This is a genomic window from Enterobacter cloacae complex sp. HYC080_NIDB, assembly GCF_056673325.1.
The window spans coordinates 163,682-184,835 of the sequence record NZ_CP114212.1 but is presented as its reverse complement, the minus strand read 5'-3'; the positions used below and the strand labels follow the sequence as shown (position 1 = coordinate 184,835).

Below are 21,154 nucleotides of genomic sequence, written 5' to 3'. Positions count from 1 at the left end.
GATGCTAAAAGTTCTCTTACTCTTCATCTTGTTGATCGCCGGGATCGTCCTGGGACCGATGCTTGCCGGTCATCAGGGATACGTTCTGATCCAGACCGATAATTACAACATCGAAACCAGCGTAACGGGTCTGGTGATTATTCTGATCCTCGGCGTCGTAGTACTGCTGGCAGTCGAATGGATCCTGCGCCGTATTTTCCGTACCGGCGCGCATACGCGCGGCTGGTTCGTTGGCCGCAAGCGTCGTCGTGCGCGTAAGCAAACCGAGCAGGCGCTGCTTAAGCTCGCCGAAGGCGATTATCAGCAGGTTGAAAAGCTGATGTCGAAAAATGCCGACCATGCAGAACAGCCGGTGGTGAACTATCTTCTGGCTGCCGAAGCAGCGCAGCAGCGCGGTGATGAAGCCCGTGCGAATCAGCATCTGGAACGTGCGTCAGAACTGGCTTCCGGTGACCCGATTCCGGTTGAGATCACCCGCGTTCGTCTGCAGCTGGCACGCAATGAGAACCATGCGGCGCGCCATGGCATTGACCGCCTGCTGGAAATAGCTCCCCGCCATCCTGAAGTCCTGCGTCTTGCCGAACAGGCTTATATTCGTACCGGTGCGTGGGGCTCGCTGCTGGACATCATTCCGTCAATGGCGAAGGCCGAAGTGGGTGATGACGAGCATCGTGACGAGCTTCAGCGTCTGGCATGGATTGGCCTGATGGATCAGGCACGCGCCGACCTGGGTAGCGACGGCCTGAAGACCTGGTGGAAAAATCAGAGCCGGAAAACGCGTCAGCAGGTTCCTCTGCAGGTGGCGATGGCGGAACATCTTATTGAATGTGACGATCATGACACCGCCCAGGAGATCCTCCTCGACGGTCTCAAGCGCCAGTACGACGATCGTCTGGTCATGGTGATCCCGCGCCTGAAAACCAATAACCCAGAGCAAGTCGAGAAAGTGCTGCGTCAGCAGATCAAAACCGTCGGCGACCGCCCGCTGCTGTGGAGCACGCTGGGCCAGTCGCTGATGAAGCACGGCGAATGGCAGGAGGCGAGCCTCGCCTTCCGTGCGGCACTGAAACAGCGTCCGGACGCCTATGACTACGCGTGGCTTGCCGATACGCTCGACAAACAGCATAAGCCAGAAGAGGCTGCTGCCATGCGGCGAGATGGGTTGCTGTTGACGTTGCAGAACAACGGCACGCAGCAGTAATTAACAGGGAGGCCAGACGGCCTCCTTTTTTTATCGCTTTTCTCCTGCTACATTCTTTACACCTCAAGCCACAAACGAACCCGCCAATGTAACGATGCCTTTTCATTAACTTTTTTTCGCACATGCGCGAATTGCGCGTGGACTAAATCGTTTCTGAAAGGAAATCGTCATGAACTCGCTTTTGTATGCGCTTATTGAAGCGCTGCGCTGCCATCGCTGGCTGCGCCTGCTTGCCTGTGCTTTTATCTTCTCTTCACTGGGAAATGGGTTAACCCAGGTTGTAGTCTTCGGGCTGCTGTTAGCGTGGTCAGCCCCGCCAGCCCTGCTTACCCTCGCCTTTCTTTTCGCCACGGTACCAGGGTTTTTCGGCAGCATGCTCGGTGAAAGGCTATGCTCGCGCTATTCTCCGATATCCCTGCTGATATTGACCGAAGGACTCGGCTTACTTGCCCTGCTCTTTCCCCTGCTTGGCGTGGGTTATCATAGCGTTGTCGCGTTACTCGCCGTGCAATCCACCGAAGCGCTACTCAGCGGGATGAGCTGGCCCGCCCTGACGTTGCTCTTCAAGCGCGGCCTCAGCGAAACGGAACTGCCTGCCGCCACCTGTCTGGAAAATGTTATTTTTGCGTCTCAGGTGCTATTAGGTACCGGGCTGGGCGTGGTGCTTTTTCAGAAGATGCCCGTGCTCGCCTTGCTGACCATTGATGCCATCAGTTTCCTCGGGTCGCTGGTCATGTTATGGCTGGCGGAACGCCTGTTTTCACCAGCTCCACACGCCGCCCCTGAAGAAAAGGGGGTTTCTACGAAATTGCGCTGGCAGACATTGACCGTTCGGCAGAAACGCAGCTTGCTCATTTTGCCTGCGCTGGCCGCTGTCGGGTCACCCGCTATGGCACTTCTTCCGGCACTGGCCCAGCAGCTACGCCCTCAGGATGCGGCTGGCCTTGCTCTGCCCCTGCTTTTTGCGAGGAGCATGGGGCAGCTTTGCGGCCCTTTGCTGCTTAAAAGAGACAGTCTGGCGCGTTTTGCGGCTCGTACGCCGCGATTATTACTTTGCCTTGGCATCTTTCTGGCCGCTTATGGAATGCTGCCGTTTATGGCCAACTGGGCAGGTTATGCGCCTGGGATGATCTTTGTCGCACATCTGGCGTCAAACGTGCTTTTTGCAGCGGGTACGTTTGGCATGCTCAGCCATTTTCAGGCCAGGCAAATCGCTGTTGCCAGCGGTAAAGCCTGGCGCTGGCAAACGCTCAGCGCCTCACTTTTCACTGGCATTGCAGCTGTGGTGGCTTCCGGGGTTGGCTCAGTACAGGCGCTATATATGGTTTCGTCAGCGGCTCTGCTGATAGTTGCTCTCATCATGCGCTTTTATCAGGAATAAGGCATAAAAAAACGCCTGCTATAAAAGCAGGCGTTAAAACAGGTCTGTAAGACAACATATTTGGTGCTTCACTCAACGTTATGTCCATGGTGTCTGATGAGGCCGAAGCGACATCTGTCAGTGGACGATAAGCACCGTAAATGGCTCTGCGTCATTCCTGAGTTTATGAGGCACTAAGGCGAACATAAGAGATGGAATGAGCATCTACACGTATATTATTGCACGTAACGTGCCAGAGTTACACGCAAAACGTTTACATGACGCAACATTTTAAGATAAAAGGAAATTATGCTGTTAAGCACTGTCTGAAGCTTCATAACGTATCGCTAAATGCAGAAATATGTCGTCAGAAAGAGACAGTAAAGCCCCTAAATAAATATTTCTAATACTTTCAACGGATTACATGTCACTGAATCGCGACACTGAAAAAGGGCGCTGTCGGGGAATCACTACAGGAAAGAAACATCACAGAAAACAAAAAACCCCGCCGAAGCGGGGTTCAAAATTGGTCGGCGAGAGAGGATTCGAACCTCCGACCCACTGGTCCCAAACCAGTTGCGCTACCAAGCTGCGCTACTCGCCGATGTACTGCTTTTTGAATTTTTAGTTCAATTCATTTAAAAAGTCGTGGTGCGAGGGGGGGGACTCGAACCCCCACATCCTAAGGACACTAACACCTGAAGCTAGCGCGTCTACCAATTCCGCCACCTTCGCAATTCACAACTCTTTCAATAATGGGGTGGCTAATGGGATTCGAACCCACGACAACTGGAATCACAATCCAGGGCTCTACCAACTGAGCTATAGCCACCACTGTATTCTTTCACGCGGTACTGACTACTTCTCAGACCACCGCAGCTCTAGCGCCGGGACTAAAATGGCGCGCCCGACAGGATTCGAACCTGAGACCTCTGCCTCCGGAGGGCAGCGCTCTATCCAGCTGAGCTACGGGCGCTTAGCGCCGTTGCGGGGCTGGATATTACGTACCTCCGTCCCCGCTGTCTAGTGCTTTTTTGAAAAAAATGCGCGTTTGGTTATGGTTTGCACATTTTGCCGCTTATTCCTCCACTTTGTGCGTGGTGCCGCGGCGACCCAGGCCAAAAAGCTTATACGCGGCCGTCACTGCCGCCAGGAAGATTAGCCCGACAAACAGCGACATGCGGGTATCTTCATTAAAGTACATTCCAATTAATACGCAAATCAGGAACGCCATCGTTAAATAGTTCGCATACGGGAACAGGATCGAGCGGAACGGATGGCTGGCGATCGCTTTTTTATGTGCATGACGGAAACGCAGCTGGCTGATGAGAATGACAAACCACGGCACCATACCCGGCAGCACGCTGGCACTGTAGACGTAAACAAACACACGCTGCGGATTAGGAATGATGTAATTCAGGCATGAGCCAATCAGCAGAATCACAATGGATACCGCGACCCCCGCAACCGGCACACCCGCACGTGATACTTTACTCATCGCCGCAGGTAGCTGGTTATTTTTCGAGAGAGCGTAGAGCATACGGCCACAGCTGTACATCCCGCTGTTACAGCCAGAGAGTGCCGCTGTCAAAACCACAAAGTTGATGATGCCTGCTGCTGCGGTAATACCAATCTTCGCAAAGGTTAAAACGAACGGGCTTCCGGTCATGCCAATTTCATTCCACGGGAAGATGGTCACGATAACGAAGATCGCGCCTACATAGAAAATCAGGATGCGCCACAACACTTTGCCCACCGCGCTGCGCAGCGTGACCTGCGGGTTTTTCGCTTCACCAGCAGTAATACCGATCAGCTCCACACCCTGATATGAAGCCACCACGATACACAGCGCTGTCAGGAAGCCCTTCCAGCCGCCAGCGAAGAAGCCGCCGTGTTCAGTCAGGTTGCCAAAGCCGATGGCGTGCCCACCGTTGCCAAAGCCAAAGAAAATCACGCCCAGACCAATCACAATCATCACGATGATGGTGGTCACTTTGATCATCGCAAACCAGAACTCGATTTCACCGTACAGGCGCACCGCGGCCAGGTTTGCCAGCGCCACCAGCCCCACGGCAATCAGCGCCGGTATCCACTGGACCATGTCCGGGAACCAGAACTGGACATAGACCCCTATCGCGGTGATTTCAGAGATGCCCACCGCCATCCACATAAACCAGTAGGACCAGGCTGTCAGGTAGCCGAAGAACGGGCTCATATAACGGTGCGCGTAAACGGCAAAAGATCCGGTTACGGGTTCCAGAAAGAGCATTTCGCCCATTGAGCGCATGATGAAGAAAACAAACAGCCCGGCGATGATATACGCCAGTAATACGGAAGGGCCTGCCCATTTAAGGGTGCTTGCGGAGCCCATAAACAGGCCCACGCCGATAGTGCCGCCCAGCGCGATCAGTTCGATATGACGAGCTTCCAGCCCACGCTGTAGCTCCGGTTGTTTCTCTGCCATAGATCCTCGATTGTGTTTGCTGTTTCCCGGCTTAATACCGGGTATTGTTTTTTAGGGGGACTAAAATACAGAGCGAATGGTTTCTTAAAATTGACCAAATGGCAAACGATGCATAAAAAAAATGAATGCATTGCACAAATTATCAGCAGTTTTGCAGGCGAGTTGCAGCGCGAACAGCATATCGCGCTACATTTTGATTACATTTTCCCGGTGTAGTGCCAGGCGAGGTAGCGAAGCAGACGAATCTGTCGTTTAATGCGGGTGGGTTGTGAAAGCAGGCGGTAGAGCCATTCCAGCCCCATATTTTGCCAGACCGTCGGTGCACGCTTAACGTGGCCGGTAAAGACGTCGTAGGTGCCTCCTACGCCCATATACAGGGCATCTGGGCTGACCAGCCGACAGTCGCGCATCAGGATTTCCTGTCGCGGGGAACCCATCGCCACGGTGACAATTTTTGCCCCGCTGTCGCGAACGCGTGCAAACAAGGCCTGCCGATCTTCAGGCTTAAAGTAACCATCCTGACTGCCGACAATATTAACATTCCAATGACGACGCAGCTTCTCTTCGGTCTGTGCCAGCACTTCGGGCTTACCGCCAATCAGGAAGACTGGCGTCCCCTCCGCGCCCGCGCGGGCCATAAGATGCTCCCAGAGATCGGCCCCCGCCACGCGGGAAACATTAGCGCCAGGAAACTTTTTACGGATAGATCGGACCACGCTAATCCCGTCCGCGTATTTAAATTCAGCCGCTTCAATCAGGCTTTTGACTTCGGCGTTATCTTCCACCGCCAGCATCTTTTCTGCATTGATGGCAACCAGCGTACCGGATTTCATCTGACCATCGGCAAAAAGAAAATCCAGCGCGTGCTGCATATCGCGCCAGCCAATAAGCTGCAAACCACGAAGCGCATAACGCGGTGCAGAAGTTTTATCCGTCATGACTATCCTTTCTTAAACTTGCGACAGCGTTGTGCTGCCCTGTTGCCCGCGCTTGTGAACAAGCCCTGCACTGTCAAACAGCCAGTACAGCAATTTGGCCAGTAACAGGCTGATGCCGAAAACGACCATGAAGAACACCACGCGCGAAACGAATGAATCCAGACCTTCACGCGCCAGAACGATCATATTGAAAATGGCACCAAAGCAGAAACTGTGCAAAATGGCCGCTTTGTAGCGGTTCGTCTCTTCAATACCGCGCAGGTAAAGCCAGTCGAACCATTTAATAATCAGCCCTACGACAACCGCACCAGGCAGGATAAACCAGCCGCCGCCCATCACCACCAGGGAGCCGATCAGCGTTGGCGAGATCGCCAGACCCGAATGATTGTTTAACACTTCCCAGGTAAAATAGTTCGCGGTATTGAGCACCACGCCAGGGCGCTCCGGCCATAGCCAGCTCGGGATAAAGACATAGAAGTCGCGAACAATCGGCGCAAGCCCCTGGAAATCAATCTTGTCGTAGTTTTGCAGCAGCAAGGCCAGGTTTTCCCACGGCGAGAAGGTATCGCGCGTCAGGTAGAGGAACGTGTAAAACGCCTCATCGCCCGCCACGTTCATCCCGTAGCGCTTCAGCGCCAGCCAGAACATCCCCACAATGCCAAACACCCCTGCCGCCACCAGCATCCACAGCGAGATCCAGCCGCGGATGATGCCAATAAACAAGAAGATAGCGAAAGCAATGATGATATTGGCGCGCGTACCGCCCACAATCATGTAGGTCAGGATACCGAACGCGACGGTACTGACCAGGAAGAACAGCCACGCTTTACTGTCCTGTCGCAGGAAGAAAATCACCAGCATCGCCGGGATAAAGAAGTAGAAGAATCGCTTTAACGCCACGCCCGAAACTTCAGCCGAAAAAATCTGGCTGTAGGAGTTGAGCTTAAACAGCAGGAAGCCGTTATGCATAAAGAAGATCCCGACACTGACCAGGGCGATAGCCATCAATATCACCCATGTCAGGTGGGTCTCCACCCGATTCATGGTAAAGAGCGCCCGGCGTGATGCAGTGGCCCTGGCTGAACGCAGCCGCGTTTTGTAGGTGACGTAGTAAACCGCATAGAAACAGGTCGCCGCCAGAAGCGCCTGGAGCAAGATTTCCGGCGGCGCGACGCTCACGTCAAACCGGAAGACCAGAATGCTGGTCAGCGGAAAGCCGAAAAAGAAGGTCAGCAGAAACAGTAACGAGAAGAATACGTTAAAGTTGAAGCGCACCCGGCGGAATTCAAACCAGGTGAGGGTGGCGATAAACAGCGTGCTCAGAAGCCAGACAACCAGTAAGCCGCTGAATTGCAACTGACTCATGCTTTCTCTCCTGACGCGATACGCAGCGCACGGTGCCACGGCGTGAGATAGTTCGGGCTGAAAAAGTCGATACTGTTTTTATCCACCAGCGTGAGCTGGCGTTGTGCTTCCCGTACCACCTCGACATTCAGCGTATCGGAGGTAAACAGCACCGGAATATGCTGTTCAACCATATCCTGCCAGAATGGGTTGTCACGGTTGAGCACGCACGGCACCCCCGCCTGGATCAGCAGACACAACGTACCTATCCCCTGCTGACGCGCAAAGATAAAATAGCCGAGATCGCATTTTCTTAGCAGCATAAGGTATTCATCAAACGCCAGCTTTTCACTGAGGATTTGAAGATTCTCAGGGCTAAAAAGCGTAAGACCCTGCTGGCGAACCTCGTTGATGTAGGCGTCGTTATTGGCCGGATAACCCATCGGCACGACCACGTTCACCGTGTCGCCAAACTGCTGGTGTACCGCCCGCAGCGCGGCAACATGCTCGTTACTGCGGTCGCCTGAATTTCCCACCAGAATCGTCAGCTTGCCTTCACGAACCGTGTCATTCGCCAGGGTATTTAGCGCCGGATCCATGCGGGTTGGGAAATAGATTAGCTCACCGCGCACGTTCGGATGCTGTTTCGCAAAATAGTTGAGATCGCCACGGGTGGCAAAAACGCAGCCCACCCTGCCCTGTGCCATCCGGCGAAGGGGATAGAAAAGGCGGAATTTCCAGCCGCGTGAGACTTCGTAGAGATCCGCCCCCCAGATATGCCAGCTGCACTGGGAAGGTTTGATTCCCCCGCTGAGCAGGGCCAGCCACAGGCCGGTATTGAACTGCCCGTGGAAAAAGAAACGTTGCTGGCGATTCGCTTTGGCTTTGGCAATGACCGCCTTCGCCAGCGCGGCCTTGTCCGGCCAGAAGCGAAGAGTCAGCGCCGGAAATGCCTCGCTCAGGCCCTTATCCTGACCTGCAACCATAAACTCACGTGCATCAGGGTTACCCGGTGCCAGTTCATCGTTAAAGAACCGCAAAACGGTCTGGTTATGGTGTGGGATATCCGATCCCAGGATGTGAATCAGTGCAGTCATGCGCGTTTACGCCACAATAAAAATACGCCGCAACAGGCAGCGAAATAAACGATATAGGTTGCCATATAGGCCTGAGCCGCCCCCAGCGCACCATGCGAAGGTATCAGCCAGTGTGAAAATGCCGTCAGTAACCCAAACTGGCTTATCTCCGCCAGGATATACAGCCGCAGCGAGGCTTTCGCAATCACCAGGTAGCCGAAAACGTAAGCCCCCACTTTCAGCACATCACCCACCAGTTGCCAGGCAAACAGATCGCGCATGGCGGTAAACTTCGCTGAGAAAAGCAGCCAGATGGCGACATCGCGCAATAGCCAGACGGTAAAACTGGCCGCCGCCACGGCGGGAAGCACAAAGCGCAGCGAGCGGAAAATCTCACGGGTAATATCCTGCCTGGACGTCAGACGCGATAAGGTTGGCAGCAAATAAACGCTAAAGGAAGCCGTAATAAACTGTAGGTAGGCGTCGGAAATACTGCTTACGCCCTGCCAGATCCCTACCTCATCCCAGCTATAATGCGCCGCCAGCAGGTTTCGCATCATCACGTAAGCCACCGGTAGCGTGACGGAAGTGATGAGCGCCATCAGGGTAAATTTACCCAACTGGCTGGCAAGCACTTTGTCCCATTGCGGTTTGAGGTAGCTCAGAGGGATAACGCCCCGACGCATCAGCATAAACGCGGCAGGAACGACAACCAGCGCCGGAACCAGCGCCAGCCCGAGCAGTGCCCCTTCATAGCCACCCAGGCGGTAGCAGAAGTAATAGGCAATCACGCCGATGACGCTCCCCAGGATTAACGCAAGCGCGTTCCCGGCAGCATCACGAAAGCCTTTCATCAATGCCAGCAGCAGGTTTGCCCAGGCAATACCCATCTGAACCAATGCGACCAGACGCACCAGCCCCTCATACTGGGTGTGCCCAAATAATCCCTGACTGATGGGGGCCGCCGCGAGCAAAAATACGATAGCCAGCAGGGTCGAAAACCCGGTAACCATCGCCGACGCGGTGCCGACGACCCTGCGAAGCTGTGCCGCATCATCATGATACTGAGCAACGTATTTGGTCACACCGTTGAAGATACCGGCCCCGGCCAGCACGCCAAGGACGGTCACCAGCTGGCGGAAGTTCCCCGCCAGCCCAACGCCTGAAGGACCGAATGAGACGGCCAGCAGCTTGACGACCAGCAGTCCGGCGCCAATCTTTACAAGCGTGGACGCGGCGGTCCACACCGATGCTTTTGCCAGAGACATATCAGCCGAAATAACTCAGAAGGGTATTAATCACCGTACGCTGGTTAACTGGCGCGAGGTTGTAGAACAGTGGCAAGCGAAGCAAACGCTCACTTTCTTTTGTAGTGTAACGGTCTTCACCGGCGAACACCCCGAACGCCTCGCCTGCCGGGCTCGAATGTAGCGGAATGTAGTGGAAGACAGCCATAATTTCGGCTTCTTTCAGCCAGGCGATGAGCTGGCTGCGATCGTCGTTATCCCGAAGCTTGATGTAGAACATGTGGGCATTGTGAACGCAATCAGCCGGAATAGTTGGCAGCTCGATACGCCCGGCTTTTGCCAGCGGTTCAAGTGCATCGTAATAGGTTTGCCACAGGGACAGGCGCTGAAGGTTAATCCGCTCCGCCGCTTCCAGCTGTGCCCACAGATATGCCGCCTGCAGATCCGCCATCAGATAGCTTGAGCCAATATCGCGCCAGGTGTATTTATCCACCTGCCCGCGGAAGAACTGGCTGCGGTTGGTGCCTTTTTCACGGATCACTTCCGCACGCTCCACGAGCGCCGGGTCGTTGATCAGCGTCGCGCCACCTTCTCCACCCGCCGTGTAGTTTTTCGTTTCGTGGAAGCTAAAGCAGCCAATATGGCCGATAGTGCCCAGCGCGCGTCCCTTGTAGGTGGACATCACACCCTGAGCGGCATCTTCCACCACAAACAGGTTATGTTTTTTGGCGATCGCCATGATGGTGTCCATTTCACAGGCTACGCCCGCGTAGTGAACCGGCACGATCGCCCGCGTTTTGTCGGTGATCGCCGCGTCAATCAGCGTCTCATCAATGTTCATGGTATCCGGACGGATATCCACAAAGACGATTTTTGCTCCGCGCAGGACAAACGCATTTGCTGTGGAGACAAAGGTATAGCTCGGCATGATCACTTCATCGCCGGGCTGGATATCCAGCAGCAGTGCCGCCATTTCCAGCGATGCCGTACAGGACGGGGTCAGCAGCACTTTAGCGCTGCGAAAACGCTGCTCCATCCACTGCTGGCAGCGACGGGTGAAACCGCCATCACCGCAAAGTTTGCCGCTGCCCATGGCAGACTGCATATAGTCGAGTTCCGTACCGACGACGGGGGGGGCGTTAAATGGAATCATCTTGTCACCTGTATAACCAGTAGGCGGTGGCGTCGATGTTGGCACCACTCGCAATATAACGTTTAAGCGCGGCAGTGTTGCCCATTTGGGTAGCCACCCGCAGCGTCACACTCTGCTGCTGCTGCGCCCAGTGCAGCGCCGCCTGCATGAGTTTTGCCCCCATACCGCGTCCGGCTAATAAGCCAATACGCGCCTCGCGCTCGTTGAGCTTACGCAGCGAAACGAATCCCTGGATCTGACCGTCCGCGGCACGACATACCAGACAGACGTGGTCAAAGGTGCCTTTGACAGCATTCTCAATCCACTGGGCATAGAAGCGTCCGCTGTCATCAGGTGCATACCAGGGCGCACGAAAGCGGCTCTGAGCAAATGCCTTAGCCGCCATCTGGCGTAATACAGGGATATCCTGTTCCGTTGCAAGTTCCGCCCCGCACGCATCGTGTCGGGTAAGGGCAATAGACAGGTCTGCCTCACCTTCAACCAGCTGAAAACCGTGTTGCTGGAGCGCATCAAGCCAATCGGCGCGGTCCGCCGGGATCTTAGCCTGCACGCGCTGCCAGGCGCTGAAGTCAGCTTCCTGCAGAGCAGGCGCATCCTCACGCAAGCGCACTATCGCCGAGGGGAGTGCAAAAAAAGTGCTTTCCCATTCAAGGGATTCAAGCACGCCGTGGAGTTCACTCAACGCCAGACGCCTTTGGTATCAACGACATACTGTTGATGCACGGTATCACCAGACGTCGCTTTAAACTCTTTATGATCCACCAGCAGCACCAGCACATCCGCCGTTGCCAGCGCGTCATCAAGGGTCGTCAACGTGCAGTGCCCCGCCAGTTTAGCCGGCAGTTCATGGATATTCGGCTCAACCACCACCGTGTCGCCCTTGTGCCATCCGGCGATCATCTCGGCAATTTCCATTGCCGGGCTTTCGCGCAAATCGTCAATATTGGGTTTAAACGCCAGGCCAAAGCAGGCAATTTTCAGCTCGCTGGCACGCTTGCCGCTCTCTGCCAGACAATCGGCGACCGTGGCTTTGACCTGGTTGAGCACCCAGTGAGGTTTGCTGTCGTTCACTTCGCGCGCGGTACGGATCAGACGCGCCTGCGCCGGATTCTGCGCCACGATAAACCACGGATCGACGGCGATACAGTGTCCACCCACCCCCGGGCCCGGCTGAAGAATGTTCACGCGCGGATGGCGATTCGCCAGGCGAATCAATTCCCAGACGTTAATCCCCTGATCGGCACAGATCAGCGACAGCTCATTCGCAAAGGCGATATTCACGTCACGGAAGCTGTTTTCCGTCAGCTTGCACATTTCAGCGGTGCGGGAGTTGGTCACTACGCATTCGCCTTCGAGGAAAATTTTGTACAGGGCGCTGGCACGTTCCGAGCAGACGGGGGTCATACCGCCAATAACGCGATCGTTTTTAATCAGCTCAACCATGACCTGGCCCGGCAGCACTCGCTCCGGACAGTAGGCGATGTTGATATCCGCCTGCTCTCCCGCCTGTTGCGGGAAGCTTAAATCGGGACGCGCGTCGGCCAGCCACTGCGCCATCTGCTCGGTGGCGCCCACTGGCGAGGTCGATTCCAGGATCACCAGCGCCCCTTTCGTCAGCACAGGGGCAATGGATTTCGCTGCCGCCTCGACGTAGACCATATCGGGCTCGTGCTCGCCTTTAAAAGGCGTCGGGACGGCGATCAGGTACGCATCCGCTTCCACTGGCGTCGTGCTGGCACGCAGGAAGCCGCCGTCAACGGCCTCTTTCACCACGCGGTCCAGATCGGGCTCAACAATATGAATTTCGCCGCGGTTAATGGTTTCCACCGCCCGGGCATTGATATCCACACCGACAACCTGTTTCTGACGAGAGGCAAACGCCGCCGCGGTGGGCAGGCCAATGTAGCCAAGACCAATGACAGAGATGGTAGTAAAACTCATAGCGATACCCGATTGTGTTTAAGTGCATGCAAAATACGACCACAAGCCTGGCCATCTCCGTACGGATTATGGGCCCGGCTCATTGTCTGATATGCGTCATCATCATGCAGAAGTCGCGTCACCTCTTCGACGATGAGCTGCGCGTCAGTACCGACCAGACGCACGGTACCCGCTTTAACCGCTTCCGGGCGTTCAGTCGTTTCACGCATCACAAGCACCGGCTTGCCGAGGGACGGTGCTTCCTCCTGAATGCCGCCGGAATCGGTGAGGATCAGCCAGGCATGGTTCATCAGCCAGACAAACGGCAGGTAGTCCTGCGGTTCAATCAGCAGGACGTTTTCAACATGGCCAAGGATGCGGTTGACCGGCTCGCTGACGTTAGGATTGAGGTGGACCGGATAGACAATCTGTACATCGACGTTCTGCGCCGCAATTTCAGCCAGCGCGTGACAGATTTGCTCAAAACCCCGGCCAAAGCTTTCGCGACGATGGCCTGTGACCAGAATGGTTTTTTTGCCGTTATTCAGGAATGGATAGCGGGCTGCGAGCGCTTTCTGCAGATCGCTGTTTGCCAGGACGCGATCGCGTACCCAAATCAACGCATCAATGACCGTATTGCCGGTCACAAAAATTTTGTTGTCGGCGATATTTTCGCGCAGCAGGTTCTGACGCGAATTCTCGGTAGGGGCAAAATGGTACATCGCCAGATGGCCGGTAAGCGTACGGTTGGCCTCTTCTGGCCACGGCGAATAAAGGTTGCCGGTACGTAGGCCCGCCTCAACATGGCCGACGGGAATACGCTGGTAAAAAGCGGCCAGGCTTGTTGCCATCGTCGTCGTGGTATCGCCATGTACCAGAACAACGTCGGGCTGGAATGACTCCAGGATCGGCTTGAGACCTTGCAGTATGCGGCAGGTTATTTCCGTCAATCCTTGTCCCGGCTTCATAATATTGAGATCGTAATCCGGGACGATGGAAAAGAGCGTTAAGACCTGGTCGAGCATCTCACGGTGCTGGGCCGTAACGCAGACTTTCGCTTCAATATCAGGGTCGCTGGCCAGCGCATGTACCAGAGGCGCCATCTTAATGGCCTCCGGCCTGGTGCCAAATACGGTAAGTACTTTCACATCGATTCTCTTCGATTAGACGATGAAGGCCCTGGCCTTCATCGTAAACGGCGTTCTTAGTTTGCGCGACGACGCGTTAACGCAACACCAGCACCAGCGAGTGCACCCACAATCCCCCACATGATCATCAGGAATGCACGGCGCGGACTATCGCGTTTTACAGGTTCTTCAGGTGTTCTCAAATAACGATAGGTCTGAAAACGCGGGTCCATCGTGGGACCGACATTAAGCGTGTTCAGCATCGCGCGATTTTGATCGTAGTCGAGGTCAAAATCAGGGCCAACGGCCTGCAGATTTTCCAGACGCGCCTGCAACATTGGGCGACCAAGCAGGAACATTTCAGAGTCAGGCAATTCATCTGCCGGGACATCCGTCTCAGAGCGGGAAATATTGTGCTGCTCCGCAATTTTCAACGCCTGTTCAATGTTATGTATGCGTCGGGCGAAAATGGCATTTGCCACTTCCTCCTGGCGTTTGACCTGCGCCTTCATCTGGATTGTGCGGGCTGCCCATGCGCCTTTCAGCTCTTCATTAAGATGGCTTGCGGCACGCTGGCTGGCAAACGCGACGTACTGACGCAACAGATTGTTGGCGTCCGGCGCGGTTTCTGCAATCAGCTTGACGCTGTCGTTGACGTTACGCAGCGCATCACCCGGCATAAATTGAACATTGTTAATCAGATCGTCCAGCAGCGCGGCATCGGCTTTGGTGTTATCAACCCGACGCTGCTTGTAGTAATCCGTCTGGGACCAGAAATCGCGGCGTGTATCCCACGAGGCCAGTTGCATCACAAACTCTTTATAGGCTTCATCCATAACGGAAGCCTGGTCCGGCGTCGCGAGATTGGCTTTAATATCCAGGTTTCGCAGGAATTGCTGCTGGGAATAGTACCCCCCGAGCATGTTAACCGTTGGTCTGTCTGTGATTGCCGTGGCGCTCCACTCCTGTTTTGCAAAGAATGTGTAGGCCAGCGCTAACAGTGCAAACCCCAGCGCGATCCCCGCAATCCAAAGTTTGCCTGCCCATAACACGCGAAACAAACCCCGAATATCCAGTTCATTCTCAGTTACCACTGATTTCGCTCCCGCCAACGGTTGAGTCATCATAGTCCCGGTTTTACTTAGTTAATGTTGTGTTTTTGCCACTGTTACGACGCATCCTGCGCTTAAGACGTTTAATGAATCGCGCGACTTTCCATGCGCGCTTAATGCAGTAGCCATAGAGAGAAAAAGCTAGCAAGAACAATACCAACATAGCCCACTCAGGCACAAAATGTGTATATTCCGCCGTCACACCAATCCCCGCTAGAATAGCAGCCGCCAGTGTAATTAGCACAAATGCCTGCCGGGAAGTGAATCCGGCTCGCATGATCAAATGATGAATGTGCTGACGGTCAGCAGAGAAAGGGCTCATCCCTTTACGAAGCCGGCGATACATAATCGCGACCATATCCATTAACGGGATGGCAATAATCCACAATGCCGTTACAGGACTAATGGGATGCACGTCACCCTGAGTGGTTTCCAGCAAGATCCAAATGATAGTAAAGCCGATGAACGTGCTACCCGCATCGCCCATGAATACTTTGTAGCGTCGACCCAGTGCGCCAAGATTTAACATGATATATGGCAGGATCGCCGCAATCATGGCAAAACACCACATAGCCAGGCTGTATTGCCCGTCGAACCATAAAATGAAACCTATTGCGGCAAATGAGACGCAGGACAGTCCTCCCAGCAATCCATCAATACCGTCAACCATGTTAAATGCGTTAATCGCAACCCACACAGCAAAAAGCGTCAGGAAATAACCGAATGGGCCGAGCTCCATCTCCCAGAGGCCAAAAATATAACCCAGGCTACTCAGGTGCAACTTTGCGAATGTCATCATGGTGATGGCTACAGCAGCCTGAACGAAGGCACGGATCTTGACGCTAATGTCATAACGATCGTCAAGAGCGCCGACCACGACGAGAACGGTTGCACATGCCAGGTACAACCGGGCGTGGGGAATGTAATAATCAGCTATTGCAAAAGTGAAGCAGATACCTGCAAAAACAGAAATTCCCCCAACCAGAGGGATCATGCCTTGATGCCGCTTACGGAAGTTAGGTTTATCCACTAATCCCAGGTATTTTGCCACCTTACGAGCCAGAAACAAAAAGCAGGTGGTAAATAAGAAAATACTGGTTAGTTCAGTAAACGTATCAAGTAGGTTCACAATGGATGTTCTCAACAAATGTTAGTCAAGGAAGTATAACCATCAAGGCGCTGAGCCTGAAGTTATAAAGCAAACCTCTTACAATTCCATTTGCTTATTATTCAAGCTATTAATGTTTTTACTGTGCGAATTATCTTATTGTCGCACTGACCGGTCAAAATTGGGAGTAGATGGTACTAGCGTATAATCCATAAAAGAAAAACGCCACGTAAAAACGTGGCGTTTACAGGCTTTATTTACGTTACGAGCGCTTCATCATATCGAAGAAATCGTCGTTCGTTTTGGTCATCGCCAGTTTGTTAATGAGGAATTCCATTGCGTCGATTTCACCCATTGGATGGATGATTTTGCGCAGGATCCACATTTTCTGCAGCTCTTCCTGGGTAGTGAGCAGCTCTTCTTTACGGGTACCGGAACGGTTGTAGTCGATTGCCGGGAAGACGCGTTTTTCAGCGATCTTACGAGAAAGGTGCAGTTCCATGTTACCTGTACCTTTAAATTCTTCGTAAATCACTTCGTCCATTTTGGAGCCGGTATCGATCAGCGCCGTTGCGATGATGGTCAGGCTGCCGCCCTCTTCGACGTTACGTGCCGCACCGAAGAAGCGTTTCGGACGGTGCAGGGCGTTGGCGTCCACACCACCGGTCAGTACTTTACCGGAAGCCGGAACCACGGTGTTGTAAGCACGTGCCAGACGGGTAATGGAGTCGAGCAGGATGATCACGTCTTTCTTGTGCTCAACCAGGCGTTTCGCCTTCTCGATAACCATTTCCGCGACCTGAACGTGACGAGAGGCGGGTTCGTCAAAGGTAGAAGCAACCACTTCACCTTTAACCAGACGCTGCATCTCGGTCACTTCTTCCGGACGTTCGTCAATCAGCAGTACCATTAGCACGCAGTCTGGGTGGTTATAGGCGATGCTCTGCGCGATATTCTGCAGCAGCATCGTTTTACCCGCTTTTGGCGGTGCCACGATCAGACCACGTTGGCCGCGACCAATTGGCGATGCCAAATCCAGAACACGCGCGGTTAAGTCTTCCGTTGAACCATTACCACGCTCCATGCGCAGGCGAGAGTTCGCGTGCAGAGGCGTTAAGTTCTCAAAGAGGATCTTGTTACGTGAGTTTTCTGGCTTGTCAAAGTTAACTTCATTGACTTTCAACAGCGCAAAGTAGCGTTCACCCTCTTTAGGAGGACGAATCTTACCTGAAATGGTGTCACCAGTGCGGAGGTTGAAACGGCGGATTTGGCTGGGGGATACGTAGATGTCGTCAGGGCCGGCGAGGTAGGAGCTGTCTGCAGAGCGGAGGAAACCAAATCCGTCTTGCAATATCTCCAACACACCGTCGCCAAAGATATCTTCGCCACTCTTAGCATGCTGCTTCAGGATGGCGAAAATGATGTCCTGCTTGCGCATACGAGCCTGGTTTTCCAGCCCCATATTTTCGCCGAGAGTGATCAGCTCAGAAACCGGCGTATTCTTTAATTCGGTAAGATTCATAATGGTGTGGGTTCTTAAACTCGGGGTGATTCTCGAACTTAATGTTGTGAATGGTATGGCAGGGTCATCCATGCCTGTTTAGCGGCCATCATCTCATGTCTGTTCGCTGTCTGGTCACAGGGAAAGAACGCAGAACTGAAACGACAAGACGGATTGAGTGACAAGCCCGGAATTTAGCCACTTCTCGCACTGTTGATGTCAACAAGGGGAAGTATCGGGTAAAACAAGATTCAAACAACAGATATGTTTAAAACGAAGTCATAGCTAACTTAGCACGACTTAAGCCGGGCGTCCAGAGTTCCACATCATTTAGCCGGGTGCTCTGGACGCGCAGCGGAGAAACCTTACGCCAGGTTAGCGTCCAGGAACTCTTTCAGTTGACCTTTGGACAGCGCGCCCACTTTGGTCGCCGCCACTTCGCCGTTTTTGAACAGCAGCAGGGTCGGGATGCCACGGATACCGTATTTTGGTGCGGTGCCCGGGTTCTGGTCGATGTTCAGTTTGGCAACGGTCAGTTTGCCCTGATATTCGTCAGCGATTTCATCCAGAATCGGAGCGATCATTTTGCAAGGACCACACCATTCAGCCCAGAAATCGACGAGGATCAGCCCGTCAGCCTTAAGTACGTCCGTGTCAAAACTATCGTCAGTCAGGTGAATAATTTTATCGCTCATATATAACTCCACAGGAATAAGCCTGGTACGTTGGTTTTGTCTACACCAACGACGTGTTGATGTCGCATTAACCAACTAAAGGTTGACTTTATTTCACCGGATACGCTTTCGTAAAGCAATAGTAAGCTGATATTCTACCACACTATGAGCAAAACACATTTAACAGAACAGAAGTTTTCCGACTTCGCCCTGCACCCAAAAGTGATTGAAGCCCTTGAAACTAAAGGGTTTCATAACTGCACGCCCATTCAGGCTCTCGCACTGCCGCTGACGCTGGCCGGTCGCGATGTTGCAGGGCAGGCGCAAACCGGTACCGGCAAAACGATGGCGTTTTTAACGTCAACGTTTCATTATTTACTTTCTCACCCAGCGATTGCAGACCGCAAAGTTAACCAGCCGCGCGCGCTCATTATGGCCCCGACGCGAGAACTGGCGGTACAGATCCACGCAGACGCTGAACCCCTGGCACAGGCTACCGGTCTGAAGCTTGGCCTGGCCTATGGCGGTGACGGCTACGATAAGCAGCTGAAAGTGCTGGAAAGCGGCGTGGATATCCTGATTGGTACCACTGGCCGTCTTATCGACTACGCCAAACAGAACCACATCAACCTCGGCGCAATCCAGGTTGTGGTGCTTGATGAAGCCGACCGTATGTACGATCTGGGCTTCATTAAAGATATCCGCTGGCTGTTCCGCCGCATGCCGCCGGCCAATCAGCGTCTGAACATGCTGTTCTCTGCCACCCTCTCTTACCGTGTGCGTGAACTGGCGTTTGAACAGATGAACAACGCCGAATACGTGGAAGTCGAGCCTGAGCAGAAAACAGGTCATCGCATTAAAGAAGAGCTCTTCTATCCTTCTAATGAAGAGAAAATGCGTCTGCTGCAAACGCTGATCGAAGAAGAGTGGCCGGACCGCGCCATTATCTTCGCAAACACCAAACACCGCTGTGAAGACATCTGGGGCCATCTGGCTGCAGACGGTCACCGTGTGGGCCTGCTCACTGGCGACGTTGCACAGAAAAAACGCCTGCGTATCCTCGACGAATTTACCCGTGGCGATCTCGATATTCTGGTCGCAACCGACGTGGCAGCGCGTGGCTTGCACATTCCTGCCGTTACGCACGTCTTTAACTATGATCTGCCGGATGACTGCGAAGACTATGTACACCGTATCGGTCGTACCGGTCGCGCGGGTGCGAGCGGCCACTCAATCAGCCTTGCGTGTGAAGAGTATGCGCTGAATCTTCCAGCCATTGAGACGTACATCGGTCACTCGATTCCGCAGAGCAAATACAATCCGGAAGCGCTGTTAAGCGAACTGCCGCCGCCTAAGCGTCTTACACGCCCACGCTCCGGCAATGGCCCGCGTCGTTCAGGCGCGCCGCGTAATCGTCGTCGTTCAGGTTAAGAAAATATGCTCAGCTCCACCTCGCTTTATGCAGCAATCGATCTCGGTTCGAATAGTTTTCATATGCTGGTTGTGCGCGAGGTGGCAGGGAGCATACAAACGCTGACGCGCATTAAGCGCAAGGTCCGCCTCGCGGCGGGCCTGAGCAGCGATAATGTCCTCTCTCCCGAAGCCATGGAACGTGGCTGGCAGTGTTTGCGACTCTTTGCAGAGCGTCTGCAGGATATCCCGCATGCCCAAATCACCGTGGTCGCCACCGCGACGCTCCGCCTGGCGGTTAACGCCGTGGATTTTATTGCCAAAGCGCAGGAAATCCTGGGGTGCCCGGTTCAGGTTATCAGCGGCGAAGAAGAAGCTCGCCTGATCTATCAGGGAGTTGCGCATACGACAGGCGGGGACGATCGCCGTCTGGTGGTGGATATCGGCGGTGCCAGTACCGAGCTTGTGACCGGTACCGGCGCGCAGGCGACCTCGCTGTTCAGCCTGTCGATGGGCTGCGTAACCTGGCTTGAGCGTTACTTCGCTGACCGCAATCTGGGTAAAGAGAATTTCGACGAGGCAGAAAATGCCGCGCGCGAAGTGTTACGTCCGGTGATGGACGAACTGCGCTACCACGGCTGGAAAGTGTGTGTCGGTGCGTCAGGTACCGTTCAGGCCCTGCAGGAAATCATGATGGCGCAGGGAATGGACGAGCGCATTACGCTTGCCAAGCTTCAGCAGCTTAAGCAGCGCGCTATTCAGTGCGGACGCCTGGAAGAGCTGGAAATTGAAGGCCTGACGCTGGAACGTGCCCTGGTCTTCCCGAGCGGGCTCGCCATTCTGATCGCCATTTTCACCGAGCTGAACATCCAGTGTATGACCCTTGCCGGCGGCGCGCTGCGCGAAGGTCTGGTCTACGGGATGCTGCATCTTTCAGTGGATCAGGACATCCGCAACCGTACTTTGCGCAACGTGCAGCGTCGTTTTCTGGTTGATATCGATCAGGCTGGCCGCGTATCGCAGCTGGCCTCTCGCTTTGCCGATCAGGTCGCTAATGCCTGGGATCTTGACCCTCTGAGCCGCGATTTATTGCTGAGCGCTTGTGCTCTGCATGAAGTGGGGCTGAGCATCGACTTTAAGCAGGCCCCGGCTCATGCAGCCTACCTTGTGCGTAACCTTGACTTACCGGGCTACACGCCCGCACAGAAAAAGCTGCTGGCAACGCTGCTGCTGAACCAGACCAACGCCGTTGATCTCTCCTCTCTTCATCAGCAAAACGCTGTACCGCCGCGCGTGGCCGAGCATCTGTGCCGCCTGCTGCGTCTGGCGATTCTGTTTGCCAGCCGTCGTCGTGATGATTTGCTGCCTGCGATTAATCTGGTGGCCGATGATGAGAAGCTGACGCTGACGCTGCCGGAAAACTGGATTGATCATCACCCGCTCGGCGCAGAGATGATTGAGCAGGAGTGCCAGTGGCAAAGCTATGTGCACTGGGCACTGGAAGTAAAATAAGAGAGTA

General features: G+C 54.1%; 17 protein-coding genes and 4 tRNA genes. 4 read left to right on the top strand and 17 right to left on the bottom strand.

Annotated elements, in window-relative coordinates; all coding sequences use genetic code 11:
• Position 1 precedes the first annotated feature (1 nt).
• Together hemY and O1723_RS00830 are read left to right on the top strand one after the other, a co-directional pair.
• Positions 2 to 1,201 carry a protoheme IX biogenesis protein HemY gene (hemY, locus tag O1723_RS00835; RefSeq protein ID WP_014885656.1) on the top strand — a complete coding sequence of 400 codons (1,200 nt, stop codon included), beginning with the start codon at positions 2 to 4 and terminating at the stop codon, positions 1,199 to 1,201.
• A gap of 169 nt (positions 1,202 to 1,370) precedes the next feature.
• Positions 1,371 to 2,582 (top strand): MFS transporter, encoded by a 1,212-nt coding sequence (locus O1723_RS00830; RefSeq protein ID WP_014885657.1) that lies wholly within the window; start codon positions 1,371 to 1,373, stop codon positions 2,580 to 2,582.
• A 506-nt stretch (positions 2,583 to 3,088) separates the two neighbouring features.
• On the opposite strand, the gene O1723_RS00825 is transcribed toward O1723_RS00830, so the two are convergent.
• The 17 genes from O1723_RS00825 to trxA form a co-directional block, all read right to left on the bottom strand.
• Positions 3,089 to 3,165, bottom strand: a tRNA-Pro gene (locus tag O1723_RS00825).
• Between the two features lie 45 nt (positions 3,166 to 3,210).
• Positions 3,211 to 3,296, bottom strand: a tRNA-Leu gene (locus tag O1723_RS00820).
• A gap of 21 nt (positions 3,297 to 3,317) precedes the next feature.
• Positions 3,318 to 3,393 (bottom strand) — tRNA-His (locus O1723_RS00815).
• A gap of 67 nt (positions 3,394 to 3,460) precedes the next feature.
• A tRNA-Arg gene (locus tag O1723_RS00810) sits at positions 3,461 to 3,537 on the bottom strand.
• Between the two features lie 102 nt (positions 3,538 to 3,639).
• Positions 3,640 to 5,025: a bifunctional threonine/serine APC transporter ThrP gene (gene thrP / locus O1723_RS00805; protein WP_014885658.1), complete on the bottom strand. Its 1,386-nt coding sequence runs from the start codon at positions 5,023 to 5,025 to the stop codon at positions 3,640 to 3,642.
• A gap of 197 nt (positions 5,026 to 5,222) precedes the next feature.
• Complete coding sequence (gene wecG, locus O1723_RS00800) at positions 5,223 to 5,963, bottom strand: lipopolysaccharide N-acetylmannosaminouronosyltransferase (RefSeq protein ID WP_014885660.1); 741 nt, start codon at positions 5,961 to 5,963, stop codon at positions 5,223 to 5,225.
• Between the two features lie 12 nt (positions 5,964 to 5,975).
• Positions 5,976 to 7,328: an ECA oligosaccharide polymerase gene (gene wzyE / locus O1723_RS00795; protein WP_014885661.1), complete on the bottom strand. Its 1,353-nt coding sequence runs from the start codon at positions 7,326 to 7,328 to the stop codon at positions 5,976 to 5,978.
• A complete protein-coding gene (locus O1723_RS00790; RefSeq protein WP_014885662.1) occupies positions 7,325 to 8,404 on the bottom strand; it encodes a TDP-N-acetylfucosamine:lipid II N-acetylfucosaminyltransferase in 1,080 nt (359 codons plus the stop codon). The genes wzyE and O1723_RS00790 overlap by 4 nt, the downstream gene beginning before the upstream one ends.
• Positions 8,401 to 9,651, bottom strand: a complete 1,251-nt coding sequence (gene wzxE, locus O1723_RS00785; protein WP_014885663.1) for a lipid III flippase WzxE — start codon at positions 9,649 to 9,651, stop codon at positions 8,401 to 8,403. Before wzxE ends, O1723_RS00790 begins: the two co-directional genes overlap by 4 nt.
• A 1-nt stretch (position 9,652) precedes the next feature.
• Positions 9,653 to 10,783: a dTDP-4-amino-4,6-dideoxygalactose transaminase gene (gene rffA, locus O1723_RS00780; protein ID WP_014885664.1), complete on the bottom strand. Its 1,131-nt coding sequence runs from the start codon at positions 10,781 to 10,783 to the stop codon at positions 9,653 to 9,655.
• Between the two features lie 4 nt (positions 10,784 to 10,787).
• Positions 10,788 to 11,465 carry a dTDP-4-amino-4,6-dideoxy-D-galactose acyltransferase gene (gene rffC / locus O1723_RS00775; RefSeq protein WP_023337944.1) on the bottom strand — a complete coding sequence of 226 codons (678 nt, stop codon included), beginning with the start codon at positions 11,463 to 11,465 and terminating at the stop codon, positions 10,788 to 10,790.
• The gene (gene wecC, locus O1723_RS00770) at positions 11,462 to 12,724 is read right to left on the bottom strand and encodes a UDP-N-acetyl-D-mannosamine dehydrogenase (protein WP_014885666.1); all 1,263 of its coding nucleotides are present in this window, start codon (positions 12,722 to 12,724) and stop codon (positions 11,462 to 11,464) included. The genes rffC and wecC overlap by 4 nt, the downstream gene beginning before the upstream one ends.
• Positions 12,721 to 13,851, bottom strand: a complete 1,131-nt coding sequence (gene wecB / locus O1723_RS00765) for a non-hydrolyzing UDP-N-acetylglucosamine 2-epimerase (protein ID WP_014885667.1) — start codon at positions 13,849 to 13,851, stop codon at positions 12,721 to 12,723. The genes wecC and wecB overlap by 4 nt, the downstream gene beginning before the upstream one ends.
• A 56-nt stretch (positions 13,852 to 13,907) precedes the next feature.
• Positions 13,908 to 14,954 carry an ECA polysaccharide chain length modulation protein gene (gene wzzE, locus O1723_RS00760; protein ID WP_014885668.1) on the bottom strand — a complete coding sequence of 349 codons (1,047 nt, stop codon included), beginning with the start codon at positions 14,952 to 14,954 and terminating at the stop codon, positions 13,908 to 13,910.
• A gap of 13 nt (positions 14,955 to 14,967) precedes the next feature.
• Positions 14,968 to 16,071 carry a UDP-N-acetylglucosamine--undecaprenyl-phosphate N-acetylglucosaminephosphotransferase gene (wecA, locus tag O1723_RS00755; protein ID WP_014885669.1) on the bottom strand — a complete coding sequence of 368 codons (1,104 nt, stop codon included), beginning with the start codon at positions 16,069 to 16,071 and terminating at the stop codon, positions 14,968 to 14,970.
• A gap of 241 nt (positions 16,072 to 16,312) precedes the next feature.
• Positions 16,313 to 17,572 (bottom strand): transcription termination factor Rho, encoded by a 1,260-nt coding sequence (gene rho, locus O1723_RS00750; protein ID WP_008501566.1) that lies wholly within the window; start codon positions 17,570 to 17,572, stop codon positions 16,313 to 16,315.
• Positions 17,573 to 17,916: 344 nt separating this feature from the next.
• The gene (gene trxA, locus O1723_RS00745) at positions 17,917 to 18,246 is read right to left on the bottom strand and encodes a thioredoxin TrxA (protein WP_006179218.1); all 330 of its coding nucleotides are present in this window, start codon (positions 18,244 to 18,246) and stop codon (positions 17,917 to 17,919) included.
• A gap of 144 nt (positions 18,247 to 18,390) precedes the next feature.
• Between trxA and rhlB the strand changes: the two genes are divergently transcribed.
• Together rhlB and gppA are read left to right on the top strand one after the other, a co-directional pair.
• Positions 18,391 to 19,656 (top strand): ATP-dependent RNA helicase RhlB, encoded by a 1,266-nt coding sequence (gene rhlB, locus O1723_RS00740; RefSeq protein WP_014885670.1) that lies wholly within the window; start codon positions 18,391 to 18,393, stop codon positions 19,654 to 19,656.
• 6 nt (positions 19,657 to 19,662) lie between these two features.
• Entirely contained in the window at positions 19,663 to 21,147 is a 1,485-nt protein-coding gene (gppA, locus tag O1723_RS00735) for a guanosine-5'-triphosphate,3'-diphosphate diphosphatase (RefSeq protein WP_014885671.1), read from the top strand.
• Positions 21,148 to 21,154 lie beyond the last annotated feature (7 nt).